The following is a 13,914-nucleotide window of genomic DNA, read 5'->3' as shown; positions in this document are numbered from 1 at the left end:
CCGGCCTGAACACCCTCCGAGCCTCGCAAACCCCGGGCCGCGCCGTCCGGGAGGGCGATTGGCCGGGGGGGAGCGCGCGGTTAGGTTCGGTCCCTATGGCCGCTCCCCCGCCGCAGGCCGCTCCAAGCGCTCCGGCCGCCGCCGCGGCGGCCCGCCCGCCCGGCCTCACGGGGACCGACGGCCTGCTCGTCCTGATGACCCTGATCTGGGGCGTCAACTACATCGTCATCAAGGCCGAGTTCAAGGTCTTCACTCCGCTGTCCTTCAACGCCGTCCGCTTCCTCCTGGCCGCCGTCACGGTCGGGTTCGTCGCGTGGGGGGCCGGGGCCCGGAGGCCGGGGCGGCGCGAGCTGCTGCGGCTGAGCCTGCTGGGCGTGCTGGGCAATACCGTCTACCAGCTGTGCTACATCGAGGGCATGGCCCGGACCCGCGCGGGGAACGCGGCGCTCATCATGGCCGCCGTGCCCGTGCTCACCGCCGTCAGCAGCCACCTGCTGGGTCACGACCGCCTGCGGTGGCGCGACGTCGTCGGGCTGGCGCTCTCGACGGCCGGCATCGCCACCCTGGTCTGGGGCAGCGGGGCGGACGTGGGGGTGCGGGGCACGGTGGCCGGTGACCTGCTGATGCTGCTCGCCGTGGTGTTCTGGACCGCCTACACCGTCCTGGCCAAGCCGCTGGTGGACTCGCTGGGACCGACGGTGACCACCGCCTGGACGATGGGCCTCGGCGCGATCCCGCTGCTCGTGATCTGCGCCCCGGCCGCGGTGGCGCAGCGGTGGGGCGCCGTCACGCCTGCCGCGTGGCTCGGGGCCGGGTTCTCCTCCCTGGGCTCGCTGGTGCTGGCGTACCTGATCTGGTACCGGGGCGTCGAGCGGCTGGGCGCGACGCGCACGGCCTTCTACTCGAACTTCTCGCCCGTGGTGACCCTGCTCGCGGCCTGGCCCCTGCTCGGCGAAACCCCCACCCCGTGGCAGATCGTCGGCGCCGGAGGCATCTTCGGATCCTTGGCCCTGGTACGCTCGTGAAAGCCGTGCTGTTCGACCTCGACGGGACCCTGCTCTGGACCGACGGAGCGGGACGGCGTGCGATCCACCGCGCGCTGCTCGAGGTGCTCGCCATCGAGCGCCCCGCGGCGTCGTTCCGGTTCGACGGCCGGACCGACCCCGAGATCGTGGAGCTGCTGGCCGCGGCGGCCGGGCGGGACCACGGTCCCGACGTTGTCGCCGGCGTGCTGCGGGCGTACGTCAGGCTGCTCGACGAGGAGCTGGGCCGTCCGGGCCAGCGCACCACGGTGTACCCCGGCGTGCGCGAGCTGTTGGCCGCGCTGGAGCGGAGGAGCGACTGCGTGCTGGGACTGCTCACGGGCAACGTGAGGGAGGGCGCGCGGCTCAAGCTCCGGTCCGCCGGCCTCGACATCGCGCGGTTCCGGGTCGGGGCCTTCGGGTCGGATCACGGCGAGCGGAGCGCCCTGCCCGCCATCGCCCAGCAGCGCGTCCGCGAGGTGCTGGGGCTCGAGCTGGCCGGCCACGACGTCGTCATCATGGGTGACACGCCCGCCGACGTGACGTGCGGCCGGGGGATCGGCGCCCGCGCCATCGCCGTGGCCACCGGCTCCTACTCCGTCCCCGATCTCATCGCCGCGGGAGCGTACACGGCGTTCGCGGACTTCTCCGATACCGCGGCGGTGGTGGCGTCGGCGTTCGCGCCGTGAGCGCGCGCGAGGTCGAGCTCAAGGCGCTGGTGGAGCGGCCGGCCGAGGTGGCGGCGCGCATCGAGACGCGCGGGGCGGTGCGCACCTTCCGCGGCCGGATGTCCGACCACCGCTACGACCTGCCGTCCCGGGCACTCGAGTCGCGCGACGAGGTGCTCCGGGTCCGGACGTTCACGGCCGCTTGCGGCAGCGCTCCGCGCCCCGCCGAGGTCGCGTGGAAGGGCCCCACCCGCCAGGCGAGCGGCTACAAGGAGCGGGAGGAGCTGGAGTTCGCCGTCGCCGACTCGGGCCCGGTCGAGGCCATCCTCGCGCACCTGGGGCTCACCGTCATCGACGCCATCGACCGCTGCGTGGAGGTCTACCGGATGGACGACGCCGCGCTGCGCCTGGAGTGGTATCCCCGCATGGACGTGCTCCTCGAGGTCGAGGGCCCGCCGGCCGCGATCGAAGCGGCGGTGGCGGCCACCGGGATGCCGCGGACGGCCTTCACCGCGGACCGTCTGGTCGATTTCGGTGTCCGCTACCAGCGCCGGACGGGGACCGCGCCCGCGCTCAATCTCGAGGGGCTGGGCGGTGGACAGCCCGGGTGGCCGGCATGGGCGCGGTGACGCACCTCGAGAGCGGCGGCCGCGGCGCGGCGCGGTGCGCGAAGGGACCGACGTGGGCGTCCTCGGCGTAGGGATCGATCTGGTGCCGGCCTCGCGCGTGGACGCGATGATCTCGCGCCACGGCGAGCGCGCGCTGCGCCGGCTGTTCACGGCCGCCGAGCGCGAGCGCGCGGCCGAGTACGCCCAGGCCTCGCTGCATCTCGCGGCGCGCATCGCCGCCAAGGAGGCGGCCTACAAGGCCCTGGCCGGCGACTTCGGCGCGAGCGGGATCGGCTGGCAGGACCTGGAAGTGCGGCGCGCCGCCGACGGCCGTCCCGACCTCGTGTTCCACGGGGCGGCGCAGCGGCGCATGGAGGCGCTGGGCGCCACGCGCTGTCACCTCTCGCTCACCCACGCCGGAGGCGTCGCGGCGGCGGTCGTGGTCCTCGAATAAGGTCGAGTTGCAGGACCCGGAACGCCGGGCTACGTTGCGGCCTACCCCAGCCTGAGATCGAGTCCCGCTTGTTGAGTCGAGCCGCCGCCGTTCTGTTGCTCGCTTCGCTCAGTCGGCATCTCCCCGTCGCGGCCACCCAGACCTCGCCCCAGGCGCGCGAGGCCGCCCGGCGCATCGTCGCCACCACCCACCTCGCGGCGGAGGAGTACGCGCTGGCGTGGCAGGGCGGGGCGATCACGCGGCGCGAGGAAGCGGACGAGGCCCGGCTGTTCATCGGCGAGGCGCGTCGCGCCGTGGGAGGGCTGGCTCCGGTGCTGGCGCGGGACGTCGCGGTCGAGCTGGGTGCCATCGCACGCCTGCTGGACGCGGACGCGCCCGCGGACTCGGTCGCGGCTCACGCCGCCGCGCTGGAAGGCCGGCTGGCGGGCGCCGTCGGGGCATCGGAAGACGAGCGAGCGTCGCGCGGCCCGTCCCTCGCGGCGGGCGAGCGCATCTACGCGGCCCGGTGTGCCCAGTGTCACGGCGCCGGCGGTCGGGGCGACGGGCCGGCGGCGGCCGGCCTCACGCCGCCACCCGCCGATCTCGTCGCCCCTGCGCCGGCGGGGCCGCCCGGGCCGCTCGACTACTTCCGCCGGCTGACCTATGGCGTGCCGGGGACCGCGATGCCCGCCTTCGAGCCGGTGCTCTCGCGCGAGGATCGCTGGGATGTGGTCGCCTACGTCGTCGCCCTCTCGGACACCCTGGCGCGCCGGACCGGGAACGGCGCCGACGCCGTCAGCTTCGGGACGGTGCGGGCGACGCTCGCCGGGGCGATGGACCTCGCGCGCCGTGGGGAGGCGAGGCAGGCGGCGGACCGGGTGCTCGACGCCTATCTGGAGTTCGAGAGCGTGGAGGGCAGGGTCCGGATCGCGAACGCCGGTCTCGCCTCCCGCGCGGAGGCCCGCTTCGCGGCCCTGCGCGAGGCCGCGCAGGCGGCGGAGCCGGGGCTCGCGGCGCGGTACGCCGAGCTCGCCGCGACCGTGGACTCGGCCGAGGCTGCGCTCGGTCGCGGAGCGACGAGCTGGGGCTTCCTGGCCGAGAGCTTCCTCCTGATCGTGCGCGAGGGGTTCGAGGCGATTCTGATCGTCGCCGCCATCATGGCCGTCGTCCTGCGGAGCGGCACCGCGGGCCAGCGCGACAGCGTGCGCTGGGGTGTGGGACTCGCCATCCTGGCGAGCTTCGCCACGGCCGCGCTGCTGGAATGGCTGCTCGAGGGACGCGCCGCGCAGCGCGAAGCCCTCGAGGGCCTCGTGATGCTCGCGGCCGCCGTCGTCCTCTTCTACGTCTCGTACTGGCTGATCTCGAAGGTCGGGGTGGCGGTGTGGCAGCGCTTCCTGCGCGACAAGGTCGAGCGCGCCGCCGCCAGCGGCAGCGGCCTGGCGCTGGCGGCGGTGGCCTTCCTCGCCGTCTACCGCGAAGGATTCGAGACGGTGCTGTTCTACAAGGCGCTGTACGTGAGCGGCGGCGCCGCGGGCGCGGCTCCCATCACGCTGGGCCTGGTGCTGGGTGGCGTGGCCCTGGTTGCCGCCTACGTCAGCATCGAGAAGTTCGGCGTCCGGATCCCGCTGCGGCCGTTCTTCGCCGTGACGGGGGCGACGCTGCTGCTCATGGCGTTCGTATTCGCGGGCACCGGCGTGAAGGAGCTGCAGGAGGGCGGGTACGTTCCGTCCACGCTCGTGCCGGGAGCGCCGCGGAGCGATTTCTTCGGCATCTACCCGACCGTGCAGACGCTGGTGGTCCAGGGGCTGATCGTCGCGAGCGTGCTGGCGGCGGGCGTCTGGTGGCTGGCACGGCGTCGCGAGAGCCGCGCCCCCGCCGCGGCCGAGCCCGATCGCAGCGATTCGGCCGCGGAGGGCCGCAGCTCCCGGAAAGCACGATAGCCTGCCGCTAGGCAGGCTACCGTGGATGCCGGGGCGACGCCCCCCTCAGGAACTCCATCGCCACCGGAAGTCCTTCTTTGCCCTCGATAAGAGCATAGGCCGTGCCTACGGCCCATGTGGGACGTAAGCGCTTGGAATTGGAACGGTTAGATCGATTTGTGATGTGCAGAACTGCAGCCGCCGACCGGCTTCCGACTGTCGAGAATCACTACAGCTGTCAAGAGACTGGTCGGTCCGGCAGCGGCGGCGGCGTGGCCTCGGGCGTCGCGAGGCGTCGCATCGTCACCACGCCGACGGCGATCAGCCCCGCACTCAGGATCTGCGCGACGGTGATGGCGCCGAGCACGCGATCGTCCTTGGCGCGGAAGATCTCCACGATGATCCGCTCCGTGGCCATCAGCACCAGGCAGGCCCCGAACAGCCAGCCGGCGGCGTGGCGGTGCTCCCGCCGGCGCCACAGGAGCGCGAACACGACGAAGCTGAGCGCGATCTCGTAGAGCTCCGTGGGGTGGACGGTGAGTACGTCGCCGGGGTGCGCGCCCGCCGGGATGGTGGCGTGGAACTGCTGGCTCAGCACGGCGGCGGTGGATGGGGGCGAGCCCTGCGGGAACGCGACCGCCCACGGCAGGCGCGAGGGCAGGCCGTAGTCGTCGTTGACCATGAAGCAGCCGACCCTGCCCAGCAGATAGCCCACGACCAGCGACGGTGCGATGGTGTCCAGCAGCACCCGCACCGGCAGCTTCCGCAGCCACAGGTAGGCCAGCACGGCGAGGGTGCCGCCGGCCAGGCCTCCGTACCAGACCAGTCCGCCGCGCGAGAAGATCGCGCTGATCCGCCCCATGGCGATGGCGAAGTAGATCTTGGAGCCCACCAGGCCGCCGGCGACGGCGATGACGACCGTGTCCCACGCGATCGCGGAATCCAGGGCACGGCGCTTGAGCTCGCGGGCGTAGATCCAGCCGGCGACGAGGAAGCCCACCATCATCATGATGCCGTAGCCGGTGATGGTGAAGCGACCGAGGTGAATGAGCAGCGGGTAGACGGTCATGCGCGCACCAGACCTGGAAAGGGGAGCCGGGCCGCCGCGTCCACGGGCCGGCCGGCGTCGGCGGCGCGGAACAGCCCCGCGCGGGCGATCATTGCGGCGTTGTCGGTCGAAAGGCGGGGCGAGGGGGCGTGCAGGGTGGTGCCCCGCGCGGCGAGCGCCGCGGCCAGGGCGGCCCGGAGCGCGCGGTTGCACGCGACGCCGCCGCCGAGCACGACGCGGCGGCGGCCGCACGCTTCGGCGGCCCGCAGGGTCTTCGCCACCAGGACGTCGATGACGGCGTCCTGGAAGCCGCGGGCGAGGTGGGGCCGGTCGGCCGCCGGGTCGCGCGACGCTTTCACCGCGTGGATGACCGCCGTCTTGAGCCCGCTCATCGACAGGTCGAAGTAGTCGGCGTCACCGGGCCGCTGCCCCGCATGCAGCATCGGCCGCGGGAAGCGGAAGCGGGCCGGGTCGCCGCCTGCGGCCGCCCGCTCGACGGCGGGGCCGCCCGGGTATCCCAGCTCGAGCAGCGCGCCCACCTTGTCGAACGCCTCGCCGACCGCGTCGTCGCGCGTCTCGCCGAGCAGCCGGTAGTCGCCCCACGCGGGGACGTCGAGCAGCAGCGAGTGCCCGCCGGAGACGATCAGCGCGGTGAAGGGCGGCACCGCCGCGGGGTGGTCGAGCGAGGTGCCGAACAGGTGCGCCTCCAGGTGGTGGACGCCCACCAGCGGCCGGCCGGTGGCGAGGCTCAGTCCCTTGGCGTAGCTGACGCCCACCAGCAGCGCGCCGATCAGTCCCGGACCCTCCGTGACCGCGATCAGATCCACGTCGGCGAGCGCCGCGCCCGCGTCCAGGAGCGCGCGGTCGACCACGGGGCCGACGGCGACGAGGTGGGCCCGGGAGGCGAGCTCCGGCACGACGCCGCGGTACACGGCGTGCACGTCCTGCGAGAGGATCACGCACGACAGGGCGCGCGCGGTGCCGTCGCCGCCGGCGACGACCGCGGCCGACGTCTCGTCGCACGACGTCTCGATGCCGAGGACGTTCACGTCTTCTTGGTCTTGCCCGAGAGCGTGACGGCGAGCGGCGCGATCTGCAGCACCGCGTGGCCGGTCGTGTCGAGCGCGACGGTGCGCGCGAAGACGCCCGTGACGCCCTTGAGCTGGAGCGCCTCGGTGGCGATCGAGTCCAGTCCGCCCAACACGGAGATCGCCCCGCTGACGCGCACGGCGGCGGGCACCGCCGTCACGGGGCCGTCGAGCGCATAGCCGGACTCGGGCTCCACGACCGCGCGCACGGCCACCGGGACGGTGCGCTGCGCGCGGCGGTCGAGGACGACGTCCACCTCGCGCGGCAGCACCTCCTGCACCGATACCTTGACGTTGCGCGGCAGCTCGACGTCGCCCGGGGAGATCGCGAGCCGGTGATGGCTGCCGGCCGCGGAGTCGGGGATGGTCGCCCGGATCACCAGGGCGCTGACACCGAGCTTCAGGAACTCGCCGCGGGGACCGGCGATCAGCGCCTGGACGGGCGGCAGCGGCTGGGCCAGGGCCGCGGTGGGCGCGAGCGACAGCTCCAGCCGGACGTCTTCGAGATGGGTGGCCGGCTCCTCCAGCGCCACCACCACCCACAGGATCACCGAGAGGGCAAGCGCCGCCAGCTTGAGTGGCCAGTGGCGGACGATCGCCTCCCGGACCGACACCTCAGCCCTGCTGCGCCAGCAGGCGGCGCATGAGGTCCTTGTTCACCGTGGCGTCCCAGTCGGTGGCGCCGATCACCTTCTTCTCGATCCGGCCCTCGCGATTGATCACGAAGGACTCCGGCACGCCGGTGGTCTGGTAGATCGTCTTGATCCGGCCGGACTGGTCGTGGAGGATCGCGAAGGTCAGGCCGAGGTCGCGCGCGTACTGGCGCACCACGTCCGGACCACCCTCGTCGATGCTGACCGCGACGATCTTGAGTCCCTGGGGCCCCATGTCCTTCTGCAGCTGCTCGAGCGAGGGCATCTCGACCTTGCACGGCTCGCACCAGGTGGCCCAGATGTTGAGCAGCACCACCTGGCCCTTGTAGTCGGCGAGGGTCACGCGCTTGCCCGTCGCGAGGTCGGTCGCCACGAAGGAGGGCGCCGAGGAACCGACCTCGACGGGGAAGATCTCGGGCTTGAGCTTCAGCCCGAGGGCGAGGCCCGCGCCCAGGATGAGCACCACGACCGCCACGGCGATCCACTGCGTCTTCATTGCCTGACCGTCCTTCCGCCGGCGCCGGCTTCCGCCAGACGCCGCAGCTCTCGAACCTCGGCGGCCGCGTCGGCCACCGTGAAGATCGCGTTGCCCGCGACGAACGTGTCGGCGCCGGCCGCGGCGAGGTGGGGAATCGTCTCGCGCGCCACGCCCCCATCCACCTCGAGCCAGGCGCGGCTCTCGCGCTGCGCGAGGAGCGAGCGGGCCCGGCGCACCTTGTCGATCGCCGGATCCCAGAACGCCTGGCCGCCGAACCCCGGATTCACCGTCATCACCAGCAGCAGGTCCAGCTCGTCCACGACCTCTTCGACGGCCGTGAGCGGTGTCGCCGGATTGAGCGCGACGCCCGGACGCATGCCGTGGCGGCGGATCTCGGCCAGGTGCCGCTCGAGGTGCGCCGTCGCCTCGGCGTGGATGGTGAGGAACGTCGCGCCGGCGTCGGCGAACGGCGCGATGTACGCCTCCGGATGCTCGACCATCAGGTGGCAGTCCAGCGGCGCGTCGGTGAACCGGCGCAGGGCCGCCACGATCGGGGCGCCCCACGTGAGGTTGGGCACGAAATGCCCGTCCATCACGTCCACGTGGATCTGGTCGGCGCCGCCGGCGAGCACGCGCTCGACCTCGTCCATCAGGTGGGCGAGGTCGGCGCTGAGGATGCTCGGAGCGATGCGGACCGTCACCTGGGGCCTTTCGCGATGTGGAGTCGCACGCTGCTGCCGGCCGCGACGCTGTCGCCGGCGGCCGGCTCGGTCGCCGCGGCGGTGCCGGCGGGCTGCGTGCCGGGCACGGTGTCGACGGTGCCCAGGGTGAGCCCCGCCGCCAGCAGCAACTGCTGCGCGAGGTCCGGGTCGAGCCCCTGCACGTTCGGCACCACGCGCCGCGGCGTCCCTTCGCTCACCGTGAGCGCCACCGCGGAGCCGCGCGGCGCGGCCACGCCGGGCGAGGGATCCTGCCACGTCACCAGGCCGGCCGCGTACGTGGGATGCGGCGCGGAATCGGCGATCTCCGCCCGGAAGCCGTCGGACTGAAGCGTCTTCTGGGCTGCCTCCACCGCGGTGCCCGTGACCCGCGGCACCCGCCGCTCGTTCGGGAGCAGCGGAGCGGGGAAGATCAGCAGCGCCGCCACAAGATAGCCGGCGAGCGCGGTGAGGGCGACACCGCCGACCAGGACGGCGAGCCGGCGGAGCCAGCTCGGCCGGCGGCCGCCCCCGGATTCCGGCGCGGCCCCTTCGGGCGCCGCGCGGCGCGCACCACCGAACAGCCGTCTTACGAGAGCATCCCGGTGGTGGGGCTGGACGGAATGGCCACTTCGCGCCGCGGCATCCGCCCGGCGAGCCAGGCGGCGCGCCCGGCCTCGGTCGCCAGGCGCATCGCGTGCGCCATCACCACCGGATCCCGCGCTTCGGCGAGCGCCGTGTTCATCAGCAGCCCGTCCACGCCCTGCTCCATCGTCACGCACGCGTCCGACGCGGTCCCGACGCCGGCGTCCACGATCACGGGCACGGTGAGCCGCGACTTGATGGTGCGGATCGTGTACGGATTGAGGAGGCCGAGTCCCGAGCCGATCGGCGAGGCCAGCGGCATCACGGCGGCGCAGCCCGCGTCCTGGAGCCTCAACGCCGTGATGAGGTCGTCGTTGGTGTACGCCATCACGGTGAAGCCTTCCTTCGCCAGTGTCCGCGCGGCCTCGAGCAATCCCGCCACGTCGGGCAGCAGGGTCTTCTGGTCGCCGATCACTTCCAACTTGATGAACTCGTTGAAGCCGGCCTCGCGGGCCAGCCGCGCGTAGCGCATCGCGTCTTCGGCCGTGTAGCACCCCGCCGTGTTCGCCAGCAGGAAGAAGCGCGAGGGATCCAGGTGGTAGAGGATGCCCTCTTCCTGGCTGCGGTCGAGGCTGACGCGGCGCACCGCCACGGTCACCACCTCGGTGCCCGACGCGTCCAGCGCGCGCACCATCGTGGCGTTGTCTTTGTATTTCCCGGTGCCCACCAGGAGCCGGGAGCGGAAGGTGCGCCCGCCGATCACGAGCGGCGCGTCCTGGAAGACCGGTGCCGTCACTGTCGTTGTCATCGTCCGTTCTTTCACTGTGCGTCCGTGCGTCTGTGCGCCTGTGCCCCTGTGCGTCCGTCCTTCATCCGCCGCCCACGAAATGGACCAGCTCGATCACGTCGCCGCCGGCGAGCGCCGCCTCGGCGAGACCGTCGCGGCGCACGATGCGTCGGTTGTGCTCCACGACCACGGCGCGCGGGTCGAGGCCGAGCTGCTCCAGCAATCCGCGCAGCGTGGTACCCTCGGCCACGGCGCGCGATTCGCCGTTCACGGTGACGGCGAGCGACGTCGAGGCCGGCAGCACCGCGAGAAACTCGCGCGCCGCCTCCGCCGGGTCGGCGGCGTCCCACAGCGCGCGGATCGCGGCGACGCCCCAGGCCCCGGCGCGCAACGCGGCCGACGCGTTGCGGGGCGTGAGGCCGCCGATCGCGACCACCTGCAGCCCGCCCGAAGCCGCGGACTCCACCAGCGCGGGGCCGGCGGCGGCGGCGCCGGGATGGCTCGCTGTCGCGAACACCGGGCCGGCCACGAGGAAGTCGGCCCCCTCCACCTCGGCCGCCCGCGCCTCCGCCGCGCCATGCACGGCGCGGGAGACGGGCAGGCCGGGCGCCACGCGGCGCGCGTCGCGCACCTCCAGGCCGTTGCGCCCGAGGGCGAGCGCGGCGGCGTCCGCCGCGCGTGCCACGTCGGCCCGGCCGTTGACGACCAGCCAGCTGCCGTGCTCGCCGAGCGCGGCGCGGAGCCGCCGGGCCAGCGCGAGAAGCGCCGCGCCCTCGAGCGCCCGGGCCCTGAGGTGGACGCCCAGGCTGGGGCCGGCGACCGCCGCCATCGCCGCGGCTCGCTCCACGAGCCGCGCGTCGCCGACCACCCGGTCGTCGGTGACGGCGTGCAGCCGGGGCAGGCGCGCGATCATCGCAGCAGGTCTCCCGCCGCGACGCCCCGCCCGTTGACGAAGGCCCGCGCCGCCATGCGCGCGCGGCCCGCGGGCTGCACCTCGGTGACGGTCACGGTCCCGGTGCCGCAGGCGATGCGCAGGCCATCGCCCGCCTCCAGGACCTTCCCCGGCTCTCCGCTCGCGTCCTCGGCCCGCCCGCCGAACAGCTTCAGCTCCTTGTCGCGGCAGGTGGTCCACGCGCCGGGCTTGGGATCGAACGCGCGGATCTTCCGGGCCACCGCGTCGGCGGGGCAGGTCCAATCCAGGCGCTCCTCCTCCCGCCGGATCTTGGGCGCCAGCGTGGCCCGCGCGTGGTCCTGCGGCCGCGGCTCGAGGCCCGTTTCCTCCACCAGGGTCAGCGCCTCGATCAGGGCCTCCGCGCCGAGCTCGGCCAGGCGCACCGTCAGCTCGCCGCCGGTCTCGTCCGCGGCGACGGGCGTCGACACCTGATGCAGGATCGGCCCCGTGTCCATCCCCGCGTCCATCTGCATGATCGTGATGCCCGTCTCGGTGCAGCCCTCGAGGATCGCCCGCTGGATCGGCGCGGCGCCGCGCAGCGCGGGGAGCAGCGACGCGTGCACGTTCACGGACCCACGCCGCGGCACGTCGAGCAGGGACCGCGGCAGGATGTGGCCGTAGGCGGCGACGATCGAGATCTCCGGCGCGAGCGAGCGCACCTCGGCGAGGAACTCGGGCGCCGAGGGCCGCTCCGGCTGCAGCACCGCGAGCTCGTCGGCGAGGGCCGCGGTCTTCACCGCCGAGGCCGAGACGCTGGAGCGGTGCCTCCCGGTCGGGCGGTCGGGGCGGGTCACCACCGCGGCGATGTCGAACCCCTCGCCGATCAGGGCGCGGAGCGAAGGAACCGCGAACTCGGGTGTTCCGAAAAAGAGGACCCGCACGGATCACCTAGCCCAGCTTGGCCGAACCCTCCGGCACGACGTCCTTGAGGTATCCGGTGTCGCCCTTGCGCGACTTCTTCCAGTCGGCGAGCAGGCGCCGCCGCTTCAGCGGTCCCACCCGGTCCAGGAACAGGATGCCGTCGAGGTGGTCGATCTCGTGCTGGATGGCCCGCGCGAGCATGCCGGTCGCCTCGATGCGGCGGAGCACGCCTCCCTCGTCCAGCGCCTCGACCACCACGTGCTGCGCCCGCTCGACGTCGGCGAAGATGTCGGGGATCGACAGGCAGCCTTCCTCGCCCACCTGCTTGCCGTCGCCGGCGAGGACGACGGGATTGACGAGCACGTGCTCGCCCTCGCCCTCGACCGACACCACGGCGACCCGTCGCGCCACGCCGATCTGGTTCGACGCGAGGCCGACCCCGTTCGCCGCGCGCATCGTGTCGAACAGGTCGGCCACCAGCGCCCGCACGCCGGCGTCCACGCCGGCGACCTCGTGCGCACGCTGCCGCAGCACGGGTGAACCCAGGAGGTGCAGCTGCCGCAGGCTCACGTCGCCGCCGGCTCCTGGGCCGGAGCGTTGATCTTCGCGATCGCCCGGCGCTCGACCACCACCTTGGCCTCTCCGCTCTTGATCGTCACGCGGTCGTCCTTGACGTGCACCACCTCGCCGACCATCCCGCCCGAGGTGACCACCTCGTCGCCGCGCTTGATCTGCTTCAGCAGCTCCTCGTGGCGCTTCTGCTGCTGGCGCTGCGGGCGGATCAGGATGAAGTAGAAGATCGCGATGAACGCGGCGATCTGGAGGACGAACACCGAGATCGTGCCGCCGCTCTGCTGGCCCGACCCGACCATCGCGAACAATGGCAATCTCACGCCTGCTCCCTGCTTCCGTAGCGGGCGAGCCACGCGCGGCTCCACCCTGCGAAGGTCCCGGCCAGGATCGCGTCCCGGGCGCGCGCGGCGAGTCGAATCAGGTACCGCACGTTGTGCAGCGACAGCAACCTCAGCCCCAGCAGCTCCTCCGCCGCGAACAGATGCCGCAGGTACCCGCGCGAGAACGTGGTGCAGGTCTCGCAGTCGCAGGTCGCGTCGAGCGGAGCGTCGTCCTCGCGGTGCCGCGCGTTCCGGATGTTGACCTGGCCGTCGTCCGTGAATGCGGCGCCGTTGCGTCCCATGCGGGTCGGCGCCACGCAGTCGGCCAGGTCCATGCCGCGCGCGAGGGCCGCGACGAAATCGCCGGGAAACCCGACGCCCATAAGATAACGCGGGACCCGGGGCGGGAGCACGGGCTCCAGTCCGGCGAGCACCTCGTCCATCCGGGGCTTGCTCTCGCCCACCGACAGGCCGCCGACCGCGAGGGCCCGCCATTCTCCGGCGTCCAGCACCCCCCGGAGCGACTCCCGGCGCAGGTCGTCGAAGGTGCCGCCCTGCACGATGGGCACCAGCGTCTGCCGTTCCGGGGCCTCCCGCGCCAGCGCCGCGAACCGGTCGCGGCAGCGGACCAGCCAGCGCAGCGTCCGCCCGGCGGCGTCCTGGGCGGCCTCGTGGCCGCTGGGGCCGGGAATCACGTGGTCGAACGCCATCGCCACGTCGGCGCCGAGGGCCCACTGGATCTCGACCGCGCGCTCCGGCGTGAGCTGGCGGCGCGCGCCGTCCACGTGGCTCTGGAACTCGACGCCGTCCTCGGAAACCCGGCGCCGCCCCTCGAGCGAGAAGACCTGGAAGCCCCCGGAGTCGGTCAGGAGCGGCTTGGGCCACCCCATGAAGCGGTGCAGGCCGCCGAGCTTCGCGACGACGTCCTCCCCCGGGCGCACGTGGAGGTGGTACGTGTTGGCCAGGACCATCGTCGCGCCGCACGCCTCGAGGTCGCGGGGCGAGAGCGTGCGGACCGTGCCCTGCGTGCCGACCGGCATGAAACAGGGCGTCCGCACGTCGCCGTGGGGGAGGTGCCAGGTGCCCGCGCGGGCGGCGCCGTCCGTTCCGGATATCTCGAACTCGAACACGCAACCTCACGGCGAACGGAGGTCAGACCTGCGGAACTCAGAACAGTTGCGAGACGCCGAGTTGCGAGCGGTTGCGAGTTCTCAGTCTGCA

At 73.4% G+C, this 13,914-nt stretch carries 17 protein-coding genes; 5 read left to right on the top strand and 12 right to left on the bottom strand.

The genetic code is table 11. The features are described from left to right. Positions 1–95 precede the first annotated feature (95 nt). The 5 genes from VMF70_08995 to VMF70_08975 all read left to right on the top strand — a co-directional run bounded on the left by VMF70_08995 (position 96) and on the right by VMF70_08975 (position 4,671). Positions 96–1,025 carry a DMT family transporter gene (locus VMF70_08995; GenBank protein ID HTT68152.1) on the top strand — a complete coding sequence of 310 codons (930 nt, stop codon included), beginning with the start codon at positions 96–98 and terminating at the stop codon, positions 1,023–1,025. After that, positions 1,022–1,711, top strand: coding sequence for an HAD family hydrolase (locus tag VMF70_08990; GenBank protein ID HTT68151.1), 690 nt, complete (start codon positions 1,022–1,024; stop codon positions 1,709–1,711). The genes VMF70_08995 and VMF70_08990 overlap by 4 nt, the downstream gene beginning before the upstream one ends. Continuing rightward, positions 1,708–2,319, top strand: a complete 612-nt coding sequence (locus VMF70_08985; protein ID HTT68150.1) for a class IV adenylate cyclase — start codon at positions 1,708–1,710, stop codon at positions 2,317–2,319. The genes VMF70_08990 and VMF70_08985 overlap by 4 nt, the downstream gene beginning before the upstream one ends. 34 nt (positions 2,320–2,353) lie before the next feature. Beyond that, positions 2,354–2,752 (top strand): holo-ACP synthase, encoded by a 399-nt coding sequence (gene acpS / locus VMF70_08980; protein HTT68149.1) that lies wholly within the window; start codon positions 2,354–2,356, stop codon positions 2,750–2,752. 71 nt (positions 2,753–2,823) lie between these two features. Further along, a complete protein-coding gene (locus VMF70_08975) occupies positions 2,824–4,671 on the top strand; it encodes an FTR1 family protein (GenBank protein ID HTT68148.1) in 1,848 nt (615 codons plus the stop codon). A gap of 217 nt (positions 4,672–4,888) precedes the next feature. Here the strand turns inward: VMF70_08975 and VMF70_08970 are convergent, their stop codons facing one another. The 12 genes from VMF70_08970 to tgt all read right to left on the bottom strand — a co-directional run bounded on the left by VMF70_08970 (position 4,889) and on the right by tgt (position 13,823). Beyond that, positions 4,889–5,719: a prolipoprotein diacylglyceryl transferase gene (locus tag VMF70_08970; protein HTT68147.1), complete on the bottom strand. Its 831-nt coding sequence runs from the start codon at positions 5,717–5,719 to the stop codon at positions 4,889–4,891. Continuing rightward, positions 5,716–6,747 (bottom strand): tRNA (adenosine(37)-N6)-threonylcarbamoyltransferase complex transferase subunit TsaD, encoded by a 1,032-nt coding sequence (tsaD, locus tag VMF70_08965; protein HTT68146.1) that lies wholly within the window; start codon positions 6,745–6,747, stop codon positions 5,716–5,718. The genes VMF70_08970 and tsaD overlap by 4 nt, the downstream gene beginning before the upstream one ends. Then, the gene (locus tag VMF70_08960) at positions 6,744–7,400 is read right to left on the bottom strand and encodes a YbbR-like domain-containing protein (protein ID HTT68145.1); all 657 of its coding nucleotides are present in this window, start codon (positions 7,398–7,400) and stop codon (positions 6,744–6,746) included. Before VMF70_08960 ends, tsaD begins: the two co-directional genes overlap by 4 nt. A 1-nt stretch (position 7,401) precedes the next feature. Continuing rightward, entirely contained in the window at positions 7,402–7,935 is a 534-nt protein-coding gene (locus VMF70_08955; GenBank protein HTT68144.1) for a TlpA disulfide reductase family protein, read from the bottom strand. Further along, positions 7,932–8,618 carry a ribulose-phosphate 3-epimerase gene (gene rpe, locus VMF70_08950; protein ID HTT68143.1) on the bottom strand — a complete coding sequence of 229 codons (687 nt, stop codon included), beginning with the start codon at positions 8,616–8,618 and terminating at the stop codon, positions 7,932–7,934. The genes VMF70_08955 and rpe overlap by 4 nt, the downstream gene beginning before the upstream one ends. Beyond that, positions 8,615–9,064, bottom strand: a complete 450-nt coding sequence (locus VMF70_08945) for a PASTA domain-containing protein (GenBank protein ID HTT68142.1) — start codon at positions 9,062–9,064, stop codon at positions 8,615–8,617. Before VMF70_08945 ends, rpe begins: the two co-directional genes overlap by 4 nt. A 140-nt stretch (positions 9,065–9,204) precedes the next feature. After that, positions 9,205–9,996 carry a thiazole synthase gene (locus VMF70_08940; GenBank protein ID HTT68141.1) on the bottom strand — a complete coding sequence of 264 codons (792 nt, stop codon included), beginning with the start codon at positions 9,994–9,996 and terminating at the stop codon, positions 9,205–9,207. Positions 9,997–10,069: 73 nt separating this feature from the next. Further along, positions 10,070–10,900, bottom strand: a complete 831-nt coding sequence (gene thiS, locus VMF70_08935) for a sulfur carrier protein ThiS (GenBank protein ID HTT68140.1) — start codon at positions 10,898–10,900, stop codon at positions 10,070–10,072. Next, entirely contained in the window at positions 10,897–11,820 is a 924-nt protein-coding gene (gene fmt / locus VMF70_08930) for a methionyl-tRNA formyltransferase (protein ID HTT68139.1), read from the bottom strand. Before fmt ends, thiS begins: the two co-directional genes overlap by 4 nt. A gap of 7 nt (positions 11,821–11,827) precedes the next feature. Beyond that, entirely contained in the window at positions 11,828–12,370 is a 543-nt protein-coding gene (gene def / locus VMF70_08925) for a peptide deformylase (protein ID HTT68138.1), read from the bottom strand. Then, positions 12,367–12,693, bottom strand: a complete 327-nt coding sequence (gene yajC, locus VMF70_08920; GenBank protein HTT68137.1) for a preprotein translocase subunit YajC — start codon at positions 12,691–12,693, stop codon at positions 12,367–12,369. The genes def and yajC overlap by 4 nt, the downstream gene beginning before the upstream one ends. Further along, a complete protein-coding gene (gene tgt, locus VMF70_08915; protein HTT68136.1) occupies positions 12,690–13,823 on the bottom strand; it encodes a tRNA guanosine(34) transglycosylase Tgt in 1,134 nt (377 codons plus the stop codon). Before tgt ends, yajC begins: the two co-directional genes overlap by 4 nt. Between the last annotated feature and the right edge of the window lie 91 nt (positions 13,824–13,914).

It is taken from the genome of Gemmatimonadales bacterium, from assembly GCA_035502185.1.
In the GTDB taxonomy this organism is placed as follows: domain Bacteria; phylum Gemmatimonadota; class Gemmatimonadetes; order Gemmatimonadales; family JACORV01; genus Fen-1245.
The sequence above is the reverse complement of the archived record's forward strand: the minus strand, read 5'-3'. Positions and strand labels throughout refer to the sequence as shown.